The sequence below is a fragment of the Rothia halotolerans genome (assembly GCF_004136635.1).
Classification (GTDB): domain Bacteria; phylum Actinomycetota; class Actinomycetes; order Actinomycetales; family Micrococcaceae; genus Rothia; species Rothia halotolerans.
Genome location: NZ_NOIU01000001.1, coordinates 532,330 through 547,617, shown reverse-complemented (window position 1 = coordinate 547,617; position 15,288 = coordinate 532,330). Strand labels below are relative to the sequence as shown.

The following is a 15,288-nucleotide window of genomic DNA, read 5'->3' as shown; positions in this document are numbered from 1 at the left end:
GCCCTCAGCGGCCGGTTCCGCCGTAGACGGTGGCCTCGCCGTCGTGGTCCAGGCCGAAGGCGGTGTGCACGGCGCGCACGGCGGCGTCGAGCAGGTCCGCCCGGGTGACCACGGAGATGCGGATCTCGGAGGTGGAGATCATGTCGATGTTGACCCCGGCCTCGGAGAGGGCGTCGAAGAACTGGAAGGAGACGCCGGGGTTGGACTTCATGCCCGCGCCCACCAGCGAGAGCTTGCCGATCGAGTCGTCGTACTCGATGTCCTCGAAGCCGACCTCCTGCTGCACCTTCCGCAGGACGGCGAGGGCGGTGTCGCCCTGGTCCTGGGGCAGGGTGAAGGAGATGTGGGTGCGCTCGGCGGACTTGGTGGACACGTTCTGCACGATCATGTCCAGGTTGACGTGGGCGTCGTTGAGCGAGCCGAAGATCTTGGCGGCGTAGCCGGGGACGTCGGGCACGCCGACGACCGTGATCTTCGCCTGGCTGCGGTCGTGGGCGACGCCCGAGATGAGCGGCTGTTCCAAGGGGATCTCCTTCGTCAGTTCGGCTGAGTCCGCGTCCGTGGCGCTCGGGATGACCCACGTGCCCTCCAGATCGCTGAAGGAGGAGCGGACATGAAGTTTCAGGTTGAAGCGGCGGGCGTACTCGACGCAGCGCAGGTGCAGGATCTTGGCCCCGTTGGCCGCCATCTCCAGCATCTCCTCGCTGGAGACCTGGTTGAGCTTGTGGGCGGCGCCCACGATGCGAGGGTCGGCGGTGAAGACGCCGTCGACGTCGGAGTAGATCTCGCAGACGTCCGCGTTCAGGGCGGCGGCCAGGGCCACGGCGGTGGTGTCGGATCCGCCGCGGCCCATGGTGGTGATGTCGCGGGTCTGGCGGTTCATGCCCTGGAACCCGGCGACGATGGCGATGTTGCCGGCGTCGACGGACTCGCGGATGCGGTGCGGCTGGACCTCGACCAGGCGGGCCGAGCCGTGGATCCCGTCGGTGATCATGCCGGCCTGCGAGCCGGTGAAGGACTGCGCGGGGGCGCCGAGCTCGTGCACCGCCATCGCGAGCACGGCCATGGAGATGCGCTCGCCGGCGGTCAGCAGCATGTCCAGCTCGCGGCTGGGGCCGCGGTAGGAGGAGACCTCGTGGGCGAGGTCGAGCAGGTCGTCGGTGGTGTCGCCCATCGCGGAGACGACCACGACGACGTCGTTGCCCTGCGCCTTCGTCTCCACGATGCGGCGGGCGACGCGCTTGACGCCCTCGGCGTCTGACACGGACGAACCGCCGAACTTCTGGACGATGAGGCTCATGCTTGTCTCCAACGGGTGTCTGTTTGCGGGGCCGTGACCCAGAATATCGGCTGCCACATGTACCGGCGCGTTTCTGTGAGTGTTTCCATACTATGAAATCCGGTGCGCTGGCAGGCGACATGATCGCTTCATGGATTCACGGAGCGGGGCTAGCGTGGGGAGCAGCGGCCGCGGTGGCCGCGGCGGGCCTCGGGCGGGGCGTCACGGAGGAGGCAGGGAGCGGTATGGGCGAGAAGAGCGCGGAGCGGGCCGATGCGGCGGGCGAGCGGGCTGCGCCCGTCGAGGGCCCCCGCCCCCTGGAGAAGGTCAAGTACCCCATGCGCTACCGCGTCCTGCGCGCGGTGCGGGTGGAGGACGCGAGCCCCAGCGTGCGGCGGGTCGTCTGCGCGGAGCAGGGCGAGAGGATCGACTCCCGCGGGCTGGTGGGGGAGTACGTGCGCGTGGTGATCCCCCCGGAGGGCAGTCGCGTCCTGCCCGAGCCGGAGCTCAAGGGGGAGAAGCCGGTGTGGCCCAAGCCGAGCCCGCCCACCCGCAAGTACACCGTCCGGCGGTACGACCCGGAGAGCGGGGAGCTGGAGATCAACGTGGTGCTGCACGAGCAGGGCCGCGGAGCGGCGTGGGCACGGGCGCTGGAGCCCGGCGACCCGGTCCACGTCCTGGGCCCCAAGGCCGGGTACCGGATCGACGACGGCTACGACTTCTATCTGCTGGCCGGCGACGAGACGGGGCTGCCGGGGATGGCGCGGTGGCTCGAGTCCATGCCCCGCGGGGCCCGGGGGCGGGCCGTCCTCGAGGTGCCCTCGCTGCGGTCGCGGCAGCCGATCGACGCCCCGGAGGGGGTCTCGGTGGAGTGGGTGGTGCGCGAGGGCGCCGCGTCGCCCCTGGCGGAGGCCGTCGTCGCCGGCGGGGTCCCCGAGGGCGAGGTGTTCATGTGGCTGGCGGGGGAGTCCGGGGCGATCAGGCCGCTGCGGGCCTGGATGCGCCAGGAGCTCGGGCTCGCCAAGGGGCACGGGTACTCCAGCGGCTACTGGAAGCTGAAGGAGAAGTAGGGCGACGCCGTCCGGCCGCCAGCGGGGCGGAGTGTCAGTCGGCCCAGGGGTTGGCGAACTTCTCCCCGCGCCGCGGCGTGGGATAGCGGCGGTAGGGGTCCGCCGGCTGGGACGCCGGCGCCTCCGTCGCCGCCTGCTCAGGGGCCGACGCCGCGGCCTCGCCCTCGGCGCTCGCGGGCCGGTCCTCGCCGCCGTCCGCGCCGGCGGCGTCCCCCGTGCTCGGGGCGGTCCCGGCGTCGTCTTCCTGAGTCGCCGCCCCCGCGTCCGCGACGCTCGCGGCCTGCTCCGCGGCCTTCGCCCGGCGCTGGCCGGGGGTGAGGATCCGGCGGCCCTCCATCGCGCGGCCGAGGGTGATCTCGTCCGCATACTCCAGGTCGCCGCCCACCGGCAGCCCGGAGGCGAGCCGGGAGACGGTGACGCCGATGGGATTGAGCATCCGGGAGAGGTACGTGGCGGTCGCCTCGCCCTCGAGGTTGGGGTCCATGGCCAGGATGATCTCCTGGACCTCCTCGTCGGCCAGGCGCGAGACCAGCTCGCGGACGCGCAGGCGCTCGGGGCCGATGCCCTGCATCGGGTCGATCGAGCCGCCGAGCACGTGGTACCGGCCGGAGAAGCTGCCCGTCCGCTCGATCGCCGAGACGTCCTTGGGCTCCTCGACCACGCAGATGATCGAGGAGTCGCGGCGGGCGTCGCGGCAGATCGAGCACTTCGGCGTCTCCGAGATGTTCCCGCAGATCTCGCAGAAGGAGACCTTGCTCTTGACCATCGTGATCGCCGAGGCGAGCTTCTCCATCTCCTCGGCGGGCGAGTTGAGGATGTGGAACGCGATGCGCTGGGCGGACTTGGGGCCCACGCCCGGAAGCCTGCCGAGCTCGTCGATCAGGTCCTGGACAGCTCCCTGGTACAAAGGTCCTCTTTCCCGGTCCCGCCGCGGCGGGGCCTGCTACGACTGATGGTGCGGGCGCTCGTCGATGACCCGCCCGCCGAGGATGGTCTCCACGGCAGCCTGGCCGTAGAGCGCCGAGTCCTCGATGTCCTCGTCCTCGGGCTCCGGGACGAAGTCGTCCCAGTCGTCCGGCGGCTCCGGGGCCTGGGGATCCACGACGGGCTCCCCGCGGCGGGGACCGCCCTGGGCTCCCGCCGCGATGGTCGCCGCGTGGCGCTCGCGGAAGGAGCGCTGGTCGCGCTGCTCGCCCGCGGCCGGGCCGGGGGAGGGCTCCTCCTCGGTCCGCACGGCGTGGAGGTGCCGTTGCCGCTCGTGGGACTCGGCGGGGGCGACGCCGCCCTGCGGAGGCGCCGCGGGGGCCCGGTCCTCGGGTTCTGGTGCGGCCTCAGGAGCCGGGCCCCCGGGGCCGGGGGAGGCCCCGGGGCCCTCGCCCTCACCGGTGTCGCCGACCTCGGTGAGGTGCTGCTTGCGCTGGAGCCACTTCGAGGGGTGGTCGGAGGCTCCCGCGGCGCCGTCGGGCCCCGAGTAGCCCCAGCCGCTGCGGCGCCCGTCCACGGGGCTGCCGGGGGCCCCGGCCCGCCGTGCCGCGACGGACCAGTCGTGGGCGGGGCGGGAGGGCTCCTCGGCCGCCGAGGACGCGTCCTCTCCGGAGGGCTCCCGGGCAGGGGCCTCCTCGGCGGTGGCGTCCTCCGGCGGGCTCGGGACCACGGAGAGGCTCGCCGTGGTGCTGGAGGGCTCCCCGGCCTCGGGGTCTCCGCCGGTCCAGGGGTCGTCCGCATCCCGCTCCGCCTCGCCGGGCACGACACGCAGGCGCGACGCCGGCTCCTCCTGTTCGCCCTGCTCGCCGCCGGGGATCGTCGCGACGGCCCAGTCGCTGAAGCCCTCGCCCGACTCGTCGTCGGACCAGTCGGGGGCCGCGTTGGACGAGGGCTCACCGTGGCGCTGCCACGCCTGGTCCCCGCCGCGGGGGCCGTCCGAGAGGGGCTGGGACCGGTCCGCACGATCCCCGGGACGGCCGGCCGAGGGCGCACGCGGGGGCTCCGGGGTCTGGCTGTTCTCCTGCTGGGCGGCGCGGCTCCACTGCTCGTCGCCGGGCCAGTCCTGCTGCTCGCGCTGGGCGCGCCCGGCCGGGGCCCCGGGCTCGGGGCCTGCGTTCCGTGCGTATTCGCCTGCGGGCGAGGCCGCGCCGGGGGCACCCAGCGGGGCGCCCCCGCCGGATCCCTCGGGGCTGCCAGGGCCGGAAGGGCCGCTGGCGCCGGAGGATCCGCCGGACCACGAGGGGCCGCCGGACGCACCGGGGCTCCCCGGTCCGCCGGGAGCGCCCGGTCCGCCGGAACCTTCCAGGCCCCCGGCCGCGGGGGCGCTGCCGTCCAGGGCCACGGTGCAGGCGAGGCCCAGGATCTCCTGGACCGCCTCGCTCAGGGCGCCGGCATAGCGCTCGACCCGGGACTGGATGCCCGGCCCGCTCGAGGCCACGTAGAGGACGCCGTTCTCGAACCGCGCCGGGCGGCACTCGCGGAAGGTGGCCTGGGCGACCTTGGACCGCTTGCCGACGGCGGCCACGACGTCGGCCCACGAGCGCTCCACGAGGTTGACCTGGCCGGCGTCGGCCGGGGAGGTCGGCTGGGCGCGGTAGGCCTGCTGGCCCTCATCGGGGGAGGACTGAGGGGCGTCGTCGCCGGACGCGGGGGACGAAGCCGAAGGGGCTCCGTCCTGCTCGGCCGGACGGGGAGGCTGTCCCTGACCGGCGGCCGGGGACGCGGCGGGCGAGTTCTGGCCGGTCTCCTCGGAGGGGGCGGCATCGGGAGCCGGGAAAGCGGACTCCACGGTCTCGTCGGGAGCCGTCCAGGAATCGGCGCCCGGGGCTGCGGCGCCCTGCTCTCCGGTGTCCGGCTCCTGGGCCTCCGCGTCCTCCTGCCCAGCGGGGACGGGACGATTGCGCCGCGCCATCGCCAGGGCCGCCTCGCGGCCGCCGGGGGAGGCTTCCTGACGCGAGGCGGTCATGCCGCCGTCGGCCATGGAGGCCGCGTGCTCGGCCGGGGTCTCCGGGGTGGTTGCCGCCGCCTGGTCCGCCTGCAGGGGGGCGGCCACGGCGCCGACGCTGCCCATGTTGATCCGGCGCTCCAGCCGGTCCACGCGCGCGTTGACCCCGCGCGATGAGTCCTCCGCGGTGGGCAGCAGGATCCGGGCGCACAGCAGCTCCAGGTGCAGCTGCGGGCTGGTGGCGCCGGTCATCTCGGTCAGGGCCGAGTTGGCGATGTCCGCGGCCCGCGAGAGCTCGGCGGCGCCCAGCTGGGTCGCCTGCCCCCGCATCCGGTCGATCTGGTCCTCCGGCATGCCGTGCAGGATGGACGCGGCCGACTCCGGGACCGCCTTGACGATGATCAGATCCCGGAACCGCTCCAGCAGGTCCTCGACGAAGCGGCGCGGATCCTGACCGGTCTGGATGACCCGGTCCACGGCCTGGAACACGGCGGAGGAGTCCCCCGCTGCGAAGGAGTCGACGACGCTGTCCAGCAGCTCCGCGTGGGTGAACCCGAGCAGCGCCACGGCGAGGTCGTAGGTGATCCCCTGCTCCCCGGCACCGGCCATGAGCTGGTCCAGCACCGAGAGGGAGTCGCGCACCGAGCCGGCGCCGGCGCGCACCACCAGCGGCAGCACCCCCTGCTCCACCTCGATGTCCTCGCGCTCGCACAGCTGCTTGAGGTAGCCGCGCAGCACCTCGGGCGCCACGAGCCGGAACGGGTAGTGGTGGGTGCGCGAGCGGATGGTGCTGAGCACCTTGTTGGGCTCGGTGGTCGCGAAGATGAACTTGATGTGCTCGGGCGGCTCCTCGACGATCTTGAGCAGCGCGTTGAACCCCTCGCGGGTCACCATGTGCGCCTCGTCGATGATGAAGATCTTGTAGCGGTCCCGGACGGGGGCGAAGGTCGCGCGCTCGCGCAGGTCGCGCGCGTGGTCCACGCCGCCGTGAGAGGCGGCGTCCATCTCGATGACGTCCAGGGAGCCCGAGCCGTCCCGGGACAGCTCGCGGCAGGACTCGCACTGCCCGCAGGGCGTGGGCGTGGGACCCTGCTCGCAGTTCAGGCAGCGCGCCAGGATCCGTGCCGAGGTGGTCTTGCCGCAGCCCCGGGGGCCGGAGAAGAGGTAGGCATGGTTGACGCGGTTCTTCTGCAGGGCCGTCATCAGAGGTTCCGTGACGTGCTCCTGCCCGATGACGTCGGCGAACGTCTCCGGGCGGTAACGGCGGTACAGTGCTGTGCTCACCCGTTAAACCCTAGCGGGTCGGACTGACAAGATAAGACCCGTTGCGGTTCTGGGGACGAGGGGTCGGCGCGGGGCGGGCCGTCGAGGGGCCGCTGCGAGGCGTCGTGCCGCGGATCCGCAGGGCGCGGGCGGTGCGGATCCCGGCGCCGGGAGGTTAAAGGATAAGACCCCTCGCGCACCCGTCAGAGCCCGGATACCCTTGCTACCTTCCGGTCCTGGGGGAGTTTTCCACGATGACGCCACGCGAGGGGCTTCCGACAGCTTAGCCCAGAGCGGGATCGGGTGTCACACCGGGGCGAGCGTGTTCTGCGCCACCTTCGGCGGGCACGAGTTGGCACGCCCCGGGCCCGTTGTGTAAGCTCGAATCCGTTCGCTTTCGTGAAATCGCCTTCGGGCGGTCGAGCGGATGCCTGGAGGATTCGCCTAGCGGCCTATGGCGCACGCCTGGAACGCGTGTTGGGTTCACGCCCTCGGGGGTTCAAATCCCCCATCCTCCGCCGCAAGCCCTGGTACCGCTCACGAGCGGGACCGGGGCTTTTTCGTGCGTCGAGTGTCCGCCGTCGGGAGGGTGGGCCCTCGGTCTCATGCGTCGATCCGATTCGCTCCCGCCGGCGCCTCCCGGAGAAGGCGGGGGTCTCGGGGGCGAGTGAATGCACCCCATTACCGCACCACGTTCCGTATATGAGCTTAATAAGCTGAGAATCACCCGTATCTGCGGATACCATGTGACCATGGCTACTCTCTCCGTGGCAGACGCGGCGCACTTCCTGGGCGTCAGCGACGACACCGTGCGTCGCTGGATCGTCTCGGGCAGGCTGACCGGCTCCAAGACCCCCTCCGGCCACACCACCGTGGACGGCCTCGAACTGGCCCGGCTGGTCAAGGACCAGTCCGTGCCTCCCGCCGACCCCACGCACGTCTCCAGCTCCGCGCGCAACCGCTTCGTGGGCCTGGTGACCGCCGTGACCTCGGATCAGGTGATGTCGCAGGTCGAGCTGCAGTGCGGACCGCATCGGGTGGTGTCCCTGATGAGCACGGAGGCCGTGCGGGACCTGGGCCTGGAGCCGGGAGCGGTGGCCACCGCCGTCATCAAGTCCACGAACGTCATGGTGGAGGTGCCGGAGGCATGAGCATCTTCAGCAGGAATCGAGGCTTCGGCAGGTCCACGCGCGGCACGGTCGCCGCGCTGACCGGCGCGGGGCTGCTGGCCTTCGCGGCGACCGGCTGCGGCTCCGGGGCCGGCGCCGCCTCCTCCGAGGCCGAGCACCGCACCCTCACCGTTTTCGCCGCGGCCTCCCTCACGGATTCCTTCGAGGACCTGGCCGAGGAGTTCGAGGCGGACCACGAGGGGGTCGACGTCGAGCTCAGCTTCGGTGGCTCCTCGACGCTGGTCACCCAGCTCGAGGACGGCGCCCCCGCCGACGTGTTCGCCTCGGCCGACGAGGCCAACATGGACCAGGCCGCCGAGGCCGACCTCCTCGACGGGGACCCCAGCACCTTCGCCACCAACGAGCTGACCATCGCGGTCCCGGCGGGCAACCCCGCGGGGATCTCCTCCTTCGACGACCTGGCGCGCGAGGACGTCGACACCGTGGTGTGCGAGCGCCGCGTCCCCTGCGGCGCCGCCACGGAGAGGGTCGAGGAGGCCACCGGCGTCGCCCTGACCCCGGTCAGCGAGGAGAGCGCGGTGACCGACGTGATGGGCAAGGTGACCTCCGGCCAGGCCGACGCGGGCGTGGTCTACAAGACCGACGTCACCGCCGCCGGCGACGCGGTGGAGGAGGTCGGGATCGCCCAGGCGGGCGAGGCGATCAACCGGTACCCGATCGCCTCCCTCAAGTCCTCGGAGGACGCGGAGCTGGCCGGCGAGTTCATCGACTTCGTCCAGGGTCCGCGCGGTCAGGAGCGGCTGGCGGAGGAGGGCTTCGGGTCCCCGTGACGAGCGCATCCTCAGCGGAACCCCGGGATCCGGCGGACGACGTCGTCCCCTCGGCGCCGGCCAGGCCCTCCCGGCGGGGGCGTCGCAGGCCCCGGTCCTACCTGGCGCTGCCGTGGTGGGTCGCCGCCCCGGCCGCCGTCGGAGCCCTGTTCGTCATCCTGCCCGTGTTGGGCATGGTCCTGCGGGTCGAGCCGGGCAGCTTCTGGGAGCTGATCACCTCCGAGTCCTCTCTCGCCGCCCTGTGGCTGAGCCTGCGCACGGCGGCCGCCAGCACGGTGCTGTGCGTCCTGCTGGGCGTCCCCCTGGCCCTGGTGCTGGCTCGCTCGAGCTTCCCGGGGCAGCGGCTCCTGCGCTCCCTGATCCTGCTCCCCCTCGTCCTCCCGCCGGTGGTGGGCGGCATCGCGCTGCTGCACGTCTACGGGCGGGCGGGCCTGCTGGGGCGGCACCTCGAGGCGATGGGCGTCTCGATCGCCTTCACCACCACCGCGGTCGTGATCGCCCAGACCTTTGTCTCCCTGCCCTTCCTCGTGGTCGGTCTGGAGGGCGCGCTGCGCAGCGCCGGCACCCAGTACGAGGGACTCGCGGCCACGCTGGGGGCGGGCCCCGGGACCGTGCTGCGCCGCATCACGGTGCCGCTGGTGCTGCCCGGGCTGGCCTCCGGCGCCGTGCTGGCCTTCGCCCGGAGCCTGGGGGAGTTCGGCGCGACCCTGACCTTCGCGGGCTCGCTGCAGGGGGTCACCCGCACGCTGCCGCTGGAGATCTACCTGCAGCGCGAGACGGATCCCGACGCCGCGGTGGCCCTTTCCCTGGTGCTGGTGGCGGTGGCGATCGCCGTCGTGGGGCTCTCGGCACCGAGGGTCCGCGCCTCGGCCAGGGGATCGCGATGAGTCTCTCCTTCCGCGCCAGCGTCCCCGAGCGCGGGGTCGAGGCCTCCTTCGAGCTCGGCCGGGGCCGCACCCTCGGCATCACCGGCGCCAACGGCGCCGGCAAGTCCACCGTGCTGGGCGTGCTGGCCGGGCTGCTGATCCCCGCCTCCGGCCGGGCCGCGGTGGGGGAGCACGTGCTCTTCGACCTCGACGGCGCCGGCCGCGGCCCCTGGGTGCCCCCGCACCGCCGGGGCGTGACGCTGATGGCCCAGCGCCCCCTGCTGTTCCCCCACCTGACGGTGCTGGAGAACGTGGCCTTCGCCCCGCGGGCGCGGGGGCTGGGGCGGCGCGCCGCGCGGGAGAGGGCCGGGCGGTGGCTCGAGGACCTCGCCGCGACCCGCTTCGCGGACCGGCGCCCCGACGCGCTCTCCGGCGGTCAGGCCCAGCGGGTGGCCCTGGCGCGCGCGCTCGCGGCGGAGCCGGAGGTCCTCCTGCTGGACGAGCCGCTGGCCCCCGTGGACGCCGAGGGCAAGGCTGAGCTGCGCGCCCTGCTGGCCCGGATCCTCGAGGGGCGGACCGCGGTGATGGTCAGCCACGACCCGCAGGACGTCGAGGAGCTGGCCCAGGACGTCCTGCGGCTGGGCGAGCAGAGGGCGCGCCTGCCCTCCGCCTAGGCCCCTCCTGCCCTCCGCTTTGGGCCGGCCGAGCCCGCGGCGTCGTACTCTCCCGGTCTCAGAGCGGGAAGGCCGGCGGCGAGCCCCGCGTGACGAACTCCGTGGGGTGGGTGACGGGTGCGGCCAGCAGCCCGACGGCGGCGTCGACGAGGAAGTAGCCCACGGAGAGCCAGGTGCCCCGGGCCTCGCCCTGCTCCAGCTGCCCCTCGTAGCTGGCGCAGATGCCCATGACCATGCCGCCCAGGATGCGGGCGCGACTGCTCAGCACGTTCGGGGAGACCTCCCGCAGCTCCGGCAGGTCTCCGGGGAGGATCTCCTCGAGGCGCATGGACTGCGCCGCGCTCTCCCGCAGGGCCTCGGCGCCGGAGGGGACGGAGGCGACCTGGTAGAGGAAGCGCGCGCGCCAGCTCGGCACCGGCAGCGAGGCCAGGTGCTCGGTCCACGGCAGGATGTGGCCGGTGACGATCTCCCGCAGCGTGGGCGGAGCGGAGCCCGCGTCCAGCAGCTCGGCGCGGCGCGCCGCCATCTCGGCCCGCCCGCGGGAGAGCAGCGCCCGCATGAGGCCTTCGCGCCCGCCGAAGTGGTAGGTGACGGCCGAGTGGTTCGCCGTCCCGGCGCGCTCGGCGATCGCGCGGTTGGAGACGGCGTCGATCCCGTGCAGGGCGAAGAGCTCCTCCGCGGAGTTCAGCAGGGTCTCGCGCGCCCGATCGCTGTGCCGCCCCATGTTCTCTCCCGTCCATTCCGAAGTGACCGGGGCGCGCCCGACGGCGCGGCCCCACCCCGACGATACCGCCCGGGAGGGCCGCGACGCCGGGCCGGTCGCCAAAAATAAGACACTTGGCGTAAACTCGTCGCGTTGCGCCGTGCGCGGGCCCTCGGGACCCGCCGCGCGGCGGCATGAGAACGCGACGGCGGCAGGAGCTCCACCCTTGACCCACACCACTTCGAGCCAGACGCGGCCCGCCGGCGCCGACGTCGAGACGACCCCCGACGACGACGCCGCGGCCGAGGCGGCGGCCCAGGCCGCCAAGCGCGCCCGCGCCGAGACGATCGGCCGGTACGTGGCGATGTTCGCCATGCCGCTGCTGATGATCGGCATGATGATCTGGGGCTACCTGTACGCGATGCACTCGCCCACCCCGCACCACATGCCGATCGCCGTGGCCGGGCAGGGCGCCGAGGACTTCGGGCAGTCCCTCGAGGACCCCGACCCGGACGCGGTGGACGCCGAGGTGGTCGACGACGCCGAGGACGCCCGCCAGCAGGTCCTGGACCGCGAGGTCCCCGGAGCCGTGGTCCTCGGCGACGGGGACGGGAGCGCCACGCTCTACACCGCGAGCTCCGCGGGAGCCTCGCAGGCCGGCGTCGTGAGCCAGCTCGTGGCCCCCGCGGCGGCCGGCCAGGGCCTCGCCCTCGACAGCGAGGACCTCGCCCCGCTGCCGGACAGCGACCCGGCCGGCCTGGGCGCCATGTTCATGGCCACCGCCCTGGTGATGGCCGGCTACCTGCCGCTGAGCATCACGCTCTCCAACGCCCCGCAGCTGCTGCTGCGCAAGAGCCGCTCCATCCCGCTGTTGGCCGGGTGGTCCGCGCTCATCGCGGGCCTGGTCTGGCTGGTCACCGGCCCCGTCCTCGGCGTCGTGGGCTCCGGCGAGGCCTGGCCGGTGCTGGGCATCGCCTGGCTCGGCGTCTTCGCGATCGGCGCCGTGCAGATGTTCTTCACCAGGATCTTCGGCCCCATGGCGGTGCTGGCCGCGATGTTCCTGCTGATGGTGCTCGGCGTCCCCTCCTCGAACATGAGCATCTCCATCTACACGGCCCCGCCGTTCTACACGGTGCTCCACTCCTTCCTCCCGACGCCGGCCATCGGCGAGGCCCTGCGCTCGGTCCTGTACTTCGGCGGCGACGGCGCGGGCCGCCACCTGCTGGTCCTGGCGATCGGCGCCGTGGCCGGCCTGGCCCTGACGTTCCTGGTGGACGCGCTGAAGCAGCGCAAGGGGGCGCGGCCCCGGACCGTGGTCCTCAACATGCCCTCGCTGCACGGCGGGCCCCGCCCCAAGTCCCGCTTCTGGCGCTACGCGACCCTGCTCTTCTTCCCCCTGACCATGGTCGCCATGATGATCTCCGCGATGCTCGGCGCCATGCACGAGCCGACCCCGCGGGACATGCCGGTGGCCGTCGTCGGCTCCACGACCGAGCAGGCGCGGCAGACCGCCGACGCCTTCGAGCAGAGCATGCCGGACATGTTCGACCTCAGCGTCGTCGACACGCTCCACGAGGCGCGGGCGCAGGTGGAGGACCGGGAGATCACCGGCGCCTTCGTCCTGCCCAGCGCCGAGCAGCCGGAGGCGACGGTCATCACCAACCAGGCGGCCGGAAGCAGCACGGCCCAGACGGTCAGCAGCGTCTTCACGCAGGTCGCGCAGGCCCAGCAGATGCAGGTGGCGGAGGACGACGTCGCGCCCCTGCCCGAGCGCGACAGCATGGGCACGGTGAGCATGTACGTGGCCATGGGCTGGCTTATGGCGGGGTTCATGATCATCGTGGTCGGGGCGAACGCGGCGCCGGCGAGCCGGCCGCTGCCCAAGCTGCTGCCGATCGTGGCCGGCTACTCCCTGTTCATGTCGGCCGTGATCCTGCTGATCGCGGGTCCGTTCACGGGCTCGGTGGAGGGCCACGGCTGGCAGCTGTTCGGCACGGGCGCCATCGCGATCTTCTGCGTGGCGATGTTCGCGACGGTGCTGGAGCGGCTCCTGGGGCTGCTGGCGATCCTGCCGGTGGTGGGGGTGCTGATGTTCCTCGGCATCCCCTCCTCCGGGGGCGCGCTCTCGATCTACATGGAGCCGATCCTCTTCCGGGGGCTGAACGGCGTGCTGCCCATGTCCGCCGGGGTCGAGGCGGTGCGGTCCATCCTCTACTTCGGCTCGGACACGCTGGGGGTCTCCATCCTGACCTTCGCGGCGTGGGGCGCGCTCTCGCTCGTGCTCGTGGTGGTCATCGACCGCTTCAAGCCGGTGCGCACCGAGACGGAGCGGGCCACGGTGGCGCTCTACGGCAAGCACCGGGCCTAGCTGCCGGGAGAGGGGAGCGACGCCGGCTCCTCCCTCTACCCCGGACCGCCGGCTCCTCCCTCTCCCGGACCGGCGGCCCGCCCGGCGGACGGGCGCCTCAGCCCTCCAGGAGCCGCTTGAGGTACGGCGCGTACCTCTCCGCCATGTAGTCGTGCCCCTCCGGGGCCCGGAAGTGCAGCCCGTCCCGCAGGTACGGCGCCGCGCCCCACTCGGTGACCTTCCCCTTCAGCGGGACGAAGAGCGTCCCCTGCTCGCGGGCGACCTGCTCCAGGACGTCGCTGACCCGGTCGCGGCTCGCGGCGCCGTGCTTGGAGATCAGGCCGGTCATGACGATCCGCGATTCGGGGTAGATCGTCCTGAGCCGCTGCACGGTCCGGGTCATCTTGTCCCTGACCTCGGCCGGCGAGGTCCCGTAGCTGTCGTTGCCGGAACCCTGGACGTAGACGATGCCCGGGTCCCCGCCGGGCAGGATCCACTGGCCCTCGACGACGCCCTGGTAGTAGGAGCCGAAACGGTCGCGGGAGGCGTCCGCCGCGACGCCGATGCCCGGCCGGGCCTCGTAGTGGGGCGCGTACCCGTTGCGGCGGATGGCCTGGGCGACCCAGCTCGCGCCGTGGTCCCCCTCGCCCAGCTGAGAGTCTCCGATCACCAGGGCGTCCCCCGCACCCAATCCGGAGCTCACGCGCAGCACGGCGTCTCCCCGCTCCGGGACCCGGGCGAGGTCGCCCTCGGAGAAGCGGGTGATCAGGCGGCCGTCCCGGTCCGCGGACATGCGAGGCGCGCCGGTCGCGTCCGGCCTCTCCCGCCACGTCCGGAACACGCTCTCGTCCATCGCCACGATCTCGCCGGAGGAGGTCAGGACCACGACGCCGTCCTCGTGCCGCTGGTACCGTCCCCCACCCTCCAGCCCCACGGCGCCGCCTCGGGCCGGCCCGAGGTCGTGCTGACGGGCCGCCCCCTCCATCAGCTCCTCAGGTGCCCCCGCGGGGGCCGCGCCGGGCGTGAAGCGGGAGAACCCGTCGTCGGAGACCTCGGCGGTCCCTCCCTCGAAGTCCTGGGCCCGCCCCTTCCCGAGCTCCCTCGTCCCGGAGACGGGGTAGCCCCAGGGCCCCTCCTCCGCGCCCTGGGCCTGCCATGCGAGGGCGGCGGTGCGGTCGGTGACGGCCGCCGCCCCGCTGTCCGGGCTCCAGTACGCGGTGCCGCCGGCGAAGCGCTGGCGGACGCCGCCGTCCCGGAGATCCGTCTCCTCCCCGCCGAGGGGAGGGCCCAGCTCGCCCCGCGCCCCGCCCGCCGCGGCGTAGAGGTCCGCGAGGGCGCCGCGGACGGTGTGGTGGGCGACGTCGTCATCCTCCGTCCGCGTCATCACCTCGATGGCGCCGTCGGCGGGGTCGGAGAACTCCTGGACGGTCGCTCCCTCCGGGCCGACATACTCCTCGCCCCTGGGCGCCCCCATCGAGTCCTCGTACCGGTCCCTGAAGGCCCCCGTGACCGCGTGGACCCCGGTCCGGGAGCTCCAGACCAGGGTTCCGCCGCGGAAGTCCTGGCGGCAGACGCCGTCGTCGGCGCAGCGCTCACCGGCCGTCCCCGGCTCGGGCGCGCCCAGCTCCTCGCGGTGCTCCTCCCAGTGCCTGCCGACGGCGCCCGAGGCGTCGACGGGCACGACGTCGTCCTCTCCGGCGGAGACCAGCCAGTACCACGTCTTCGAGGCGGGGTTGTAGGTCCTGAGGTACTCGAAGCCGCCCTGGGGGTCCTCGCTCATCACCTGTCCCACGGGGTGCCCGTAGAGGCCCTCGGGGCCGCCGGCATCGGTGTAGTGCTCGAGGATGCGGCCGTCCGCCACGTGGGTCGCGGTGCGCCCGGGCGCCCAGTAGACGGTCCCGCGCTCGAACTCCTGCAGGCATCCGCCCTCGGCGAGCCCGCATCTCTCGTTGGCCGCGGGCTCGCCCAGGGCCTCGCGATGGGACCCGTCCGCATAGTACTCCGCGATCTCGCCCCGGACGACGATCTCCTCGCGGGTCACCAGTGCCCAGGCGCCGAGGACCACCAGGCACGCGAGGGCGAGGACGACGGCGATCAGGAAGGGCCTGGAGCGGGCTATCGGATGGCGGCGGATCACGGAGGGGCCTCTCGGGTTGTCTGCGGCGGCACGAGGGGAGGCGGGGTCGGTGCCGGGTCG

At 73.4% G+C, this 15,288-nt stretch carries 11 protein-coding genes, 1 tRNA gene and 1 other RNA gene; 7 read left to right on the top strand and 6 right to left on the bottom strand.

Annotation, left to right across the window (positions count from 1 at the left end; all coding sequences use genetic code 11):
* Positions 1 to 4: 4 nt before the first annotated feature.
* The gene (locus tag EWV39_RS02625; protein WP_129656725.1) at positions 5 to 1,300 is read right to left on the bottom strand and encodes an aspartate kinase; all 1,296 of its coding nucleotides are present in this window, start codon (positions 1,298 to 1,300) and stop codon (positions 5 to 7) included.
* 224 nt (positions 1,301 to 1,524) lie between these two features.
* Between EWV39_RS02625 and EWV39_RS02620 the strand changes: the two genes are divergently transcribed.
* The gene (locus EWV39_RS02620) at positions 1,525 to 2,349 is read left to right on the top strand and encodes a siderophore-interacting protein (protein ID WP_129656724.1); all 825 of its coding nucleotides are present in this window, start codon (positions 1,525 to 1,527) and stop codon (positions 2,347 to 2,349) included.
* Positions 2,350 to 2,383: 34 nt separating this feature from the next.
* On the opposite strand, the gene recR is transcribed toward EWV39_RS02620, so the two are convergent.
* The 3 genes from recR to ffs all read right to left on the bottom strand — a co-directional run bounded on the left by recR (position 2,384) and on the right by ffs (position 6,819).
* Positions 2,384 to 3,256, bottom strand: a complete 873-nt coding sequence (gene recR, locus EWV39_RS02615; RefSeq protein ID WP_129656723.1) for a recombination mediator RecR — start codon at positions 3,254 to 3,256, stop codon at positions 2,384 to 2,386.
* A 36-nt stretch (positions 3,257 to 3,292) separates the two neighbouring features.
* A complete protein-coding gene (locus EWV39_RS02610) occupies positions 3,293 to 6,562 on the bottom strand; it encodes a DNA polymerase III subunit gamma and tau (RefSeq protein WP_129656722.1) in 3,270 nt (1,089 codons plus the stop codon).
* A 157-nt stretch (positions 6,563 to 6,719) separates the two neighbouring features.
* Positions 6,720 to 6,819, bottom strand: an RNA gene (gene ffs, locus EWV39_RS02605) — signal recognition particle sRNA small type.
* A 155-nt stretch (positions 6,820 to 6,974) separates the two neighbouring features.
* On the opposite strand from ffs, the gene EWV39_RS02600 reads away from it, so the two are divergent.
* The 5 genes from EWV39_RS02600 (at position 6,975) to EWV39_RS02580 (ending at position 10,041) form a co-directional block, all read left to right on the top strand.
* Positions 6,975 to 7,059, top strand: a tRNA-Ser gene (locus EWV39_RS02600).
* A 234-nt stretch (positions 7,060 to 7,293) separates the two neighbouring features.
* Positions 7,294 to 7,692, top strand: a complete 399-nt coding sequence (locus EWV39_RS02595; protein ID WP_129656721.1) for a TOBE domain-containing protein — start codon at positions 7,294 to 7,296, stop codon at positions 7,690 to 7,692.
* Positions 7,689 to 8,501: a molybdate ABC transporter substrate-binding protein gene (modA, locus tag EWV39_RS02590; RefSeq protein WP_129656720.1), complete on the top strand. Its 813-nt coding sequence runs from the start codon at positions 7,689 to 7,691 to the stop codon at positions 8,499 to 8,501. The genes EWV39_RS02595 and modA overlap by 4 nt, the downstream gene beginning before the upstream one ends.
* A 101-nt stretch (positions 8,502 to 8,602) precedes the next feature.
* The gene (locus EWV39_RS02585) at positions 8,603 to 9,388 is read left to right on the top strand and encodes an ABC transporter permease (protein WP_238148074.1); all 786 of its coding nucleotides are present in this window, start codon (positions 8,603 to 8,605) and stop codon (positions 9,386 to 9,388) included.
* On the top strand, positions 9,385 to 10,041 hold the full coding sequence (locus EWV39_RS02580; protein ID WP_129656719.1) for an ATP-binding cassette domain-containing protein: 657 nt from the start codon (positions 9,385 to 9,387) through the stop codon (positions 10,039 to 10,041). The genes EWV39_RS02585 and EWV39_RS02580 overlap by 4 nt, the downstream gene beginning before the upstream one ends.
* 58 nt (positions 10,042 to 10,099) lie before the next feature.
* Here the strand turns inward: EWV39_RS02580 and EWV39_RS13765 are convergent, their stop codons facing one another.
* A complete protein-coding gene (locus EWV39_RS13765) occupies positions 10,100 to 10,765 on the bottom strand; it encodes a TetR/AcrR family transcriptional regulator (protein WP_165313097.1) in 666 nt (221 codons plus the stop codon).
* 205 nt (positions 10,766 to 10,970) lie between these two features.
* Between EWV39_RS13765 and EWV39_RS02570 the strand changes: the two genes are divergently transcribed.
* Positions 10,971 to 13,112, top strand: a complete 2,142-nt coding sequence (locus EWV39_RS02570; RefSeq protein ID WP_202864873.1) for an ABC transporter permease — start codon at positions 10,971 to 10,973, stop codon at positions 13,110 to 13,112.
* A 97-nt stretch (positions 13,113 to 13,209) separates the two neighbouring features.
* On the opposite strand, the gene EWV39_RS02565 is transcribed toward EWV39_RS02570, so the two are convergent.
* Positions 13,210 to 15,228: a GDSL-type esterase/lipase family protein gene (locus EWV39_RS02565; protein WP_165313095.1), complete on the bottom strand. Its 2,019-nt coding sequence runs from the start codon at positions 15,226 to 15,228 to the stop codon at positions 13,210 to 13,212.
* Between the last annotated feature and the right edge of the window lie 60 nt (positions 15,229 to 15,288).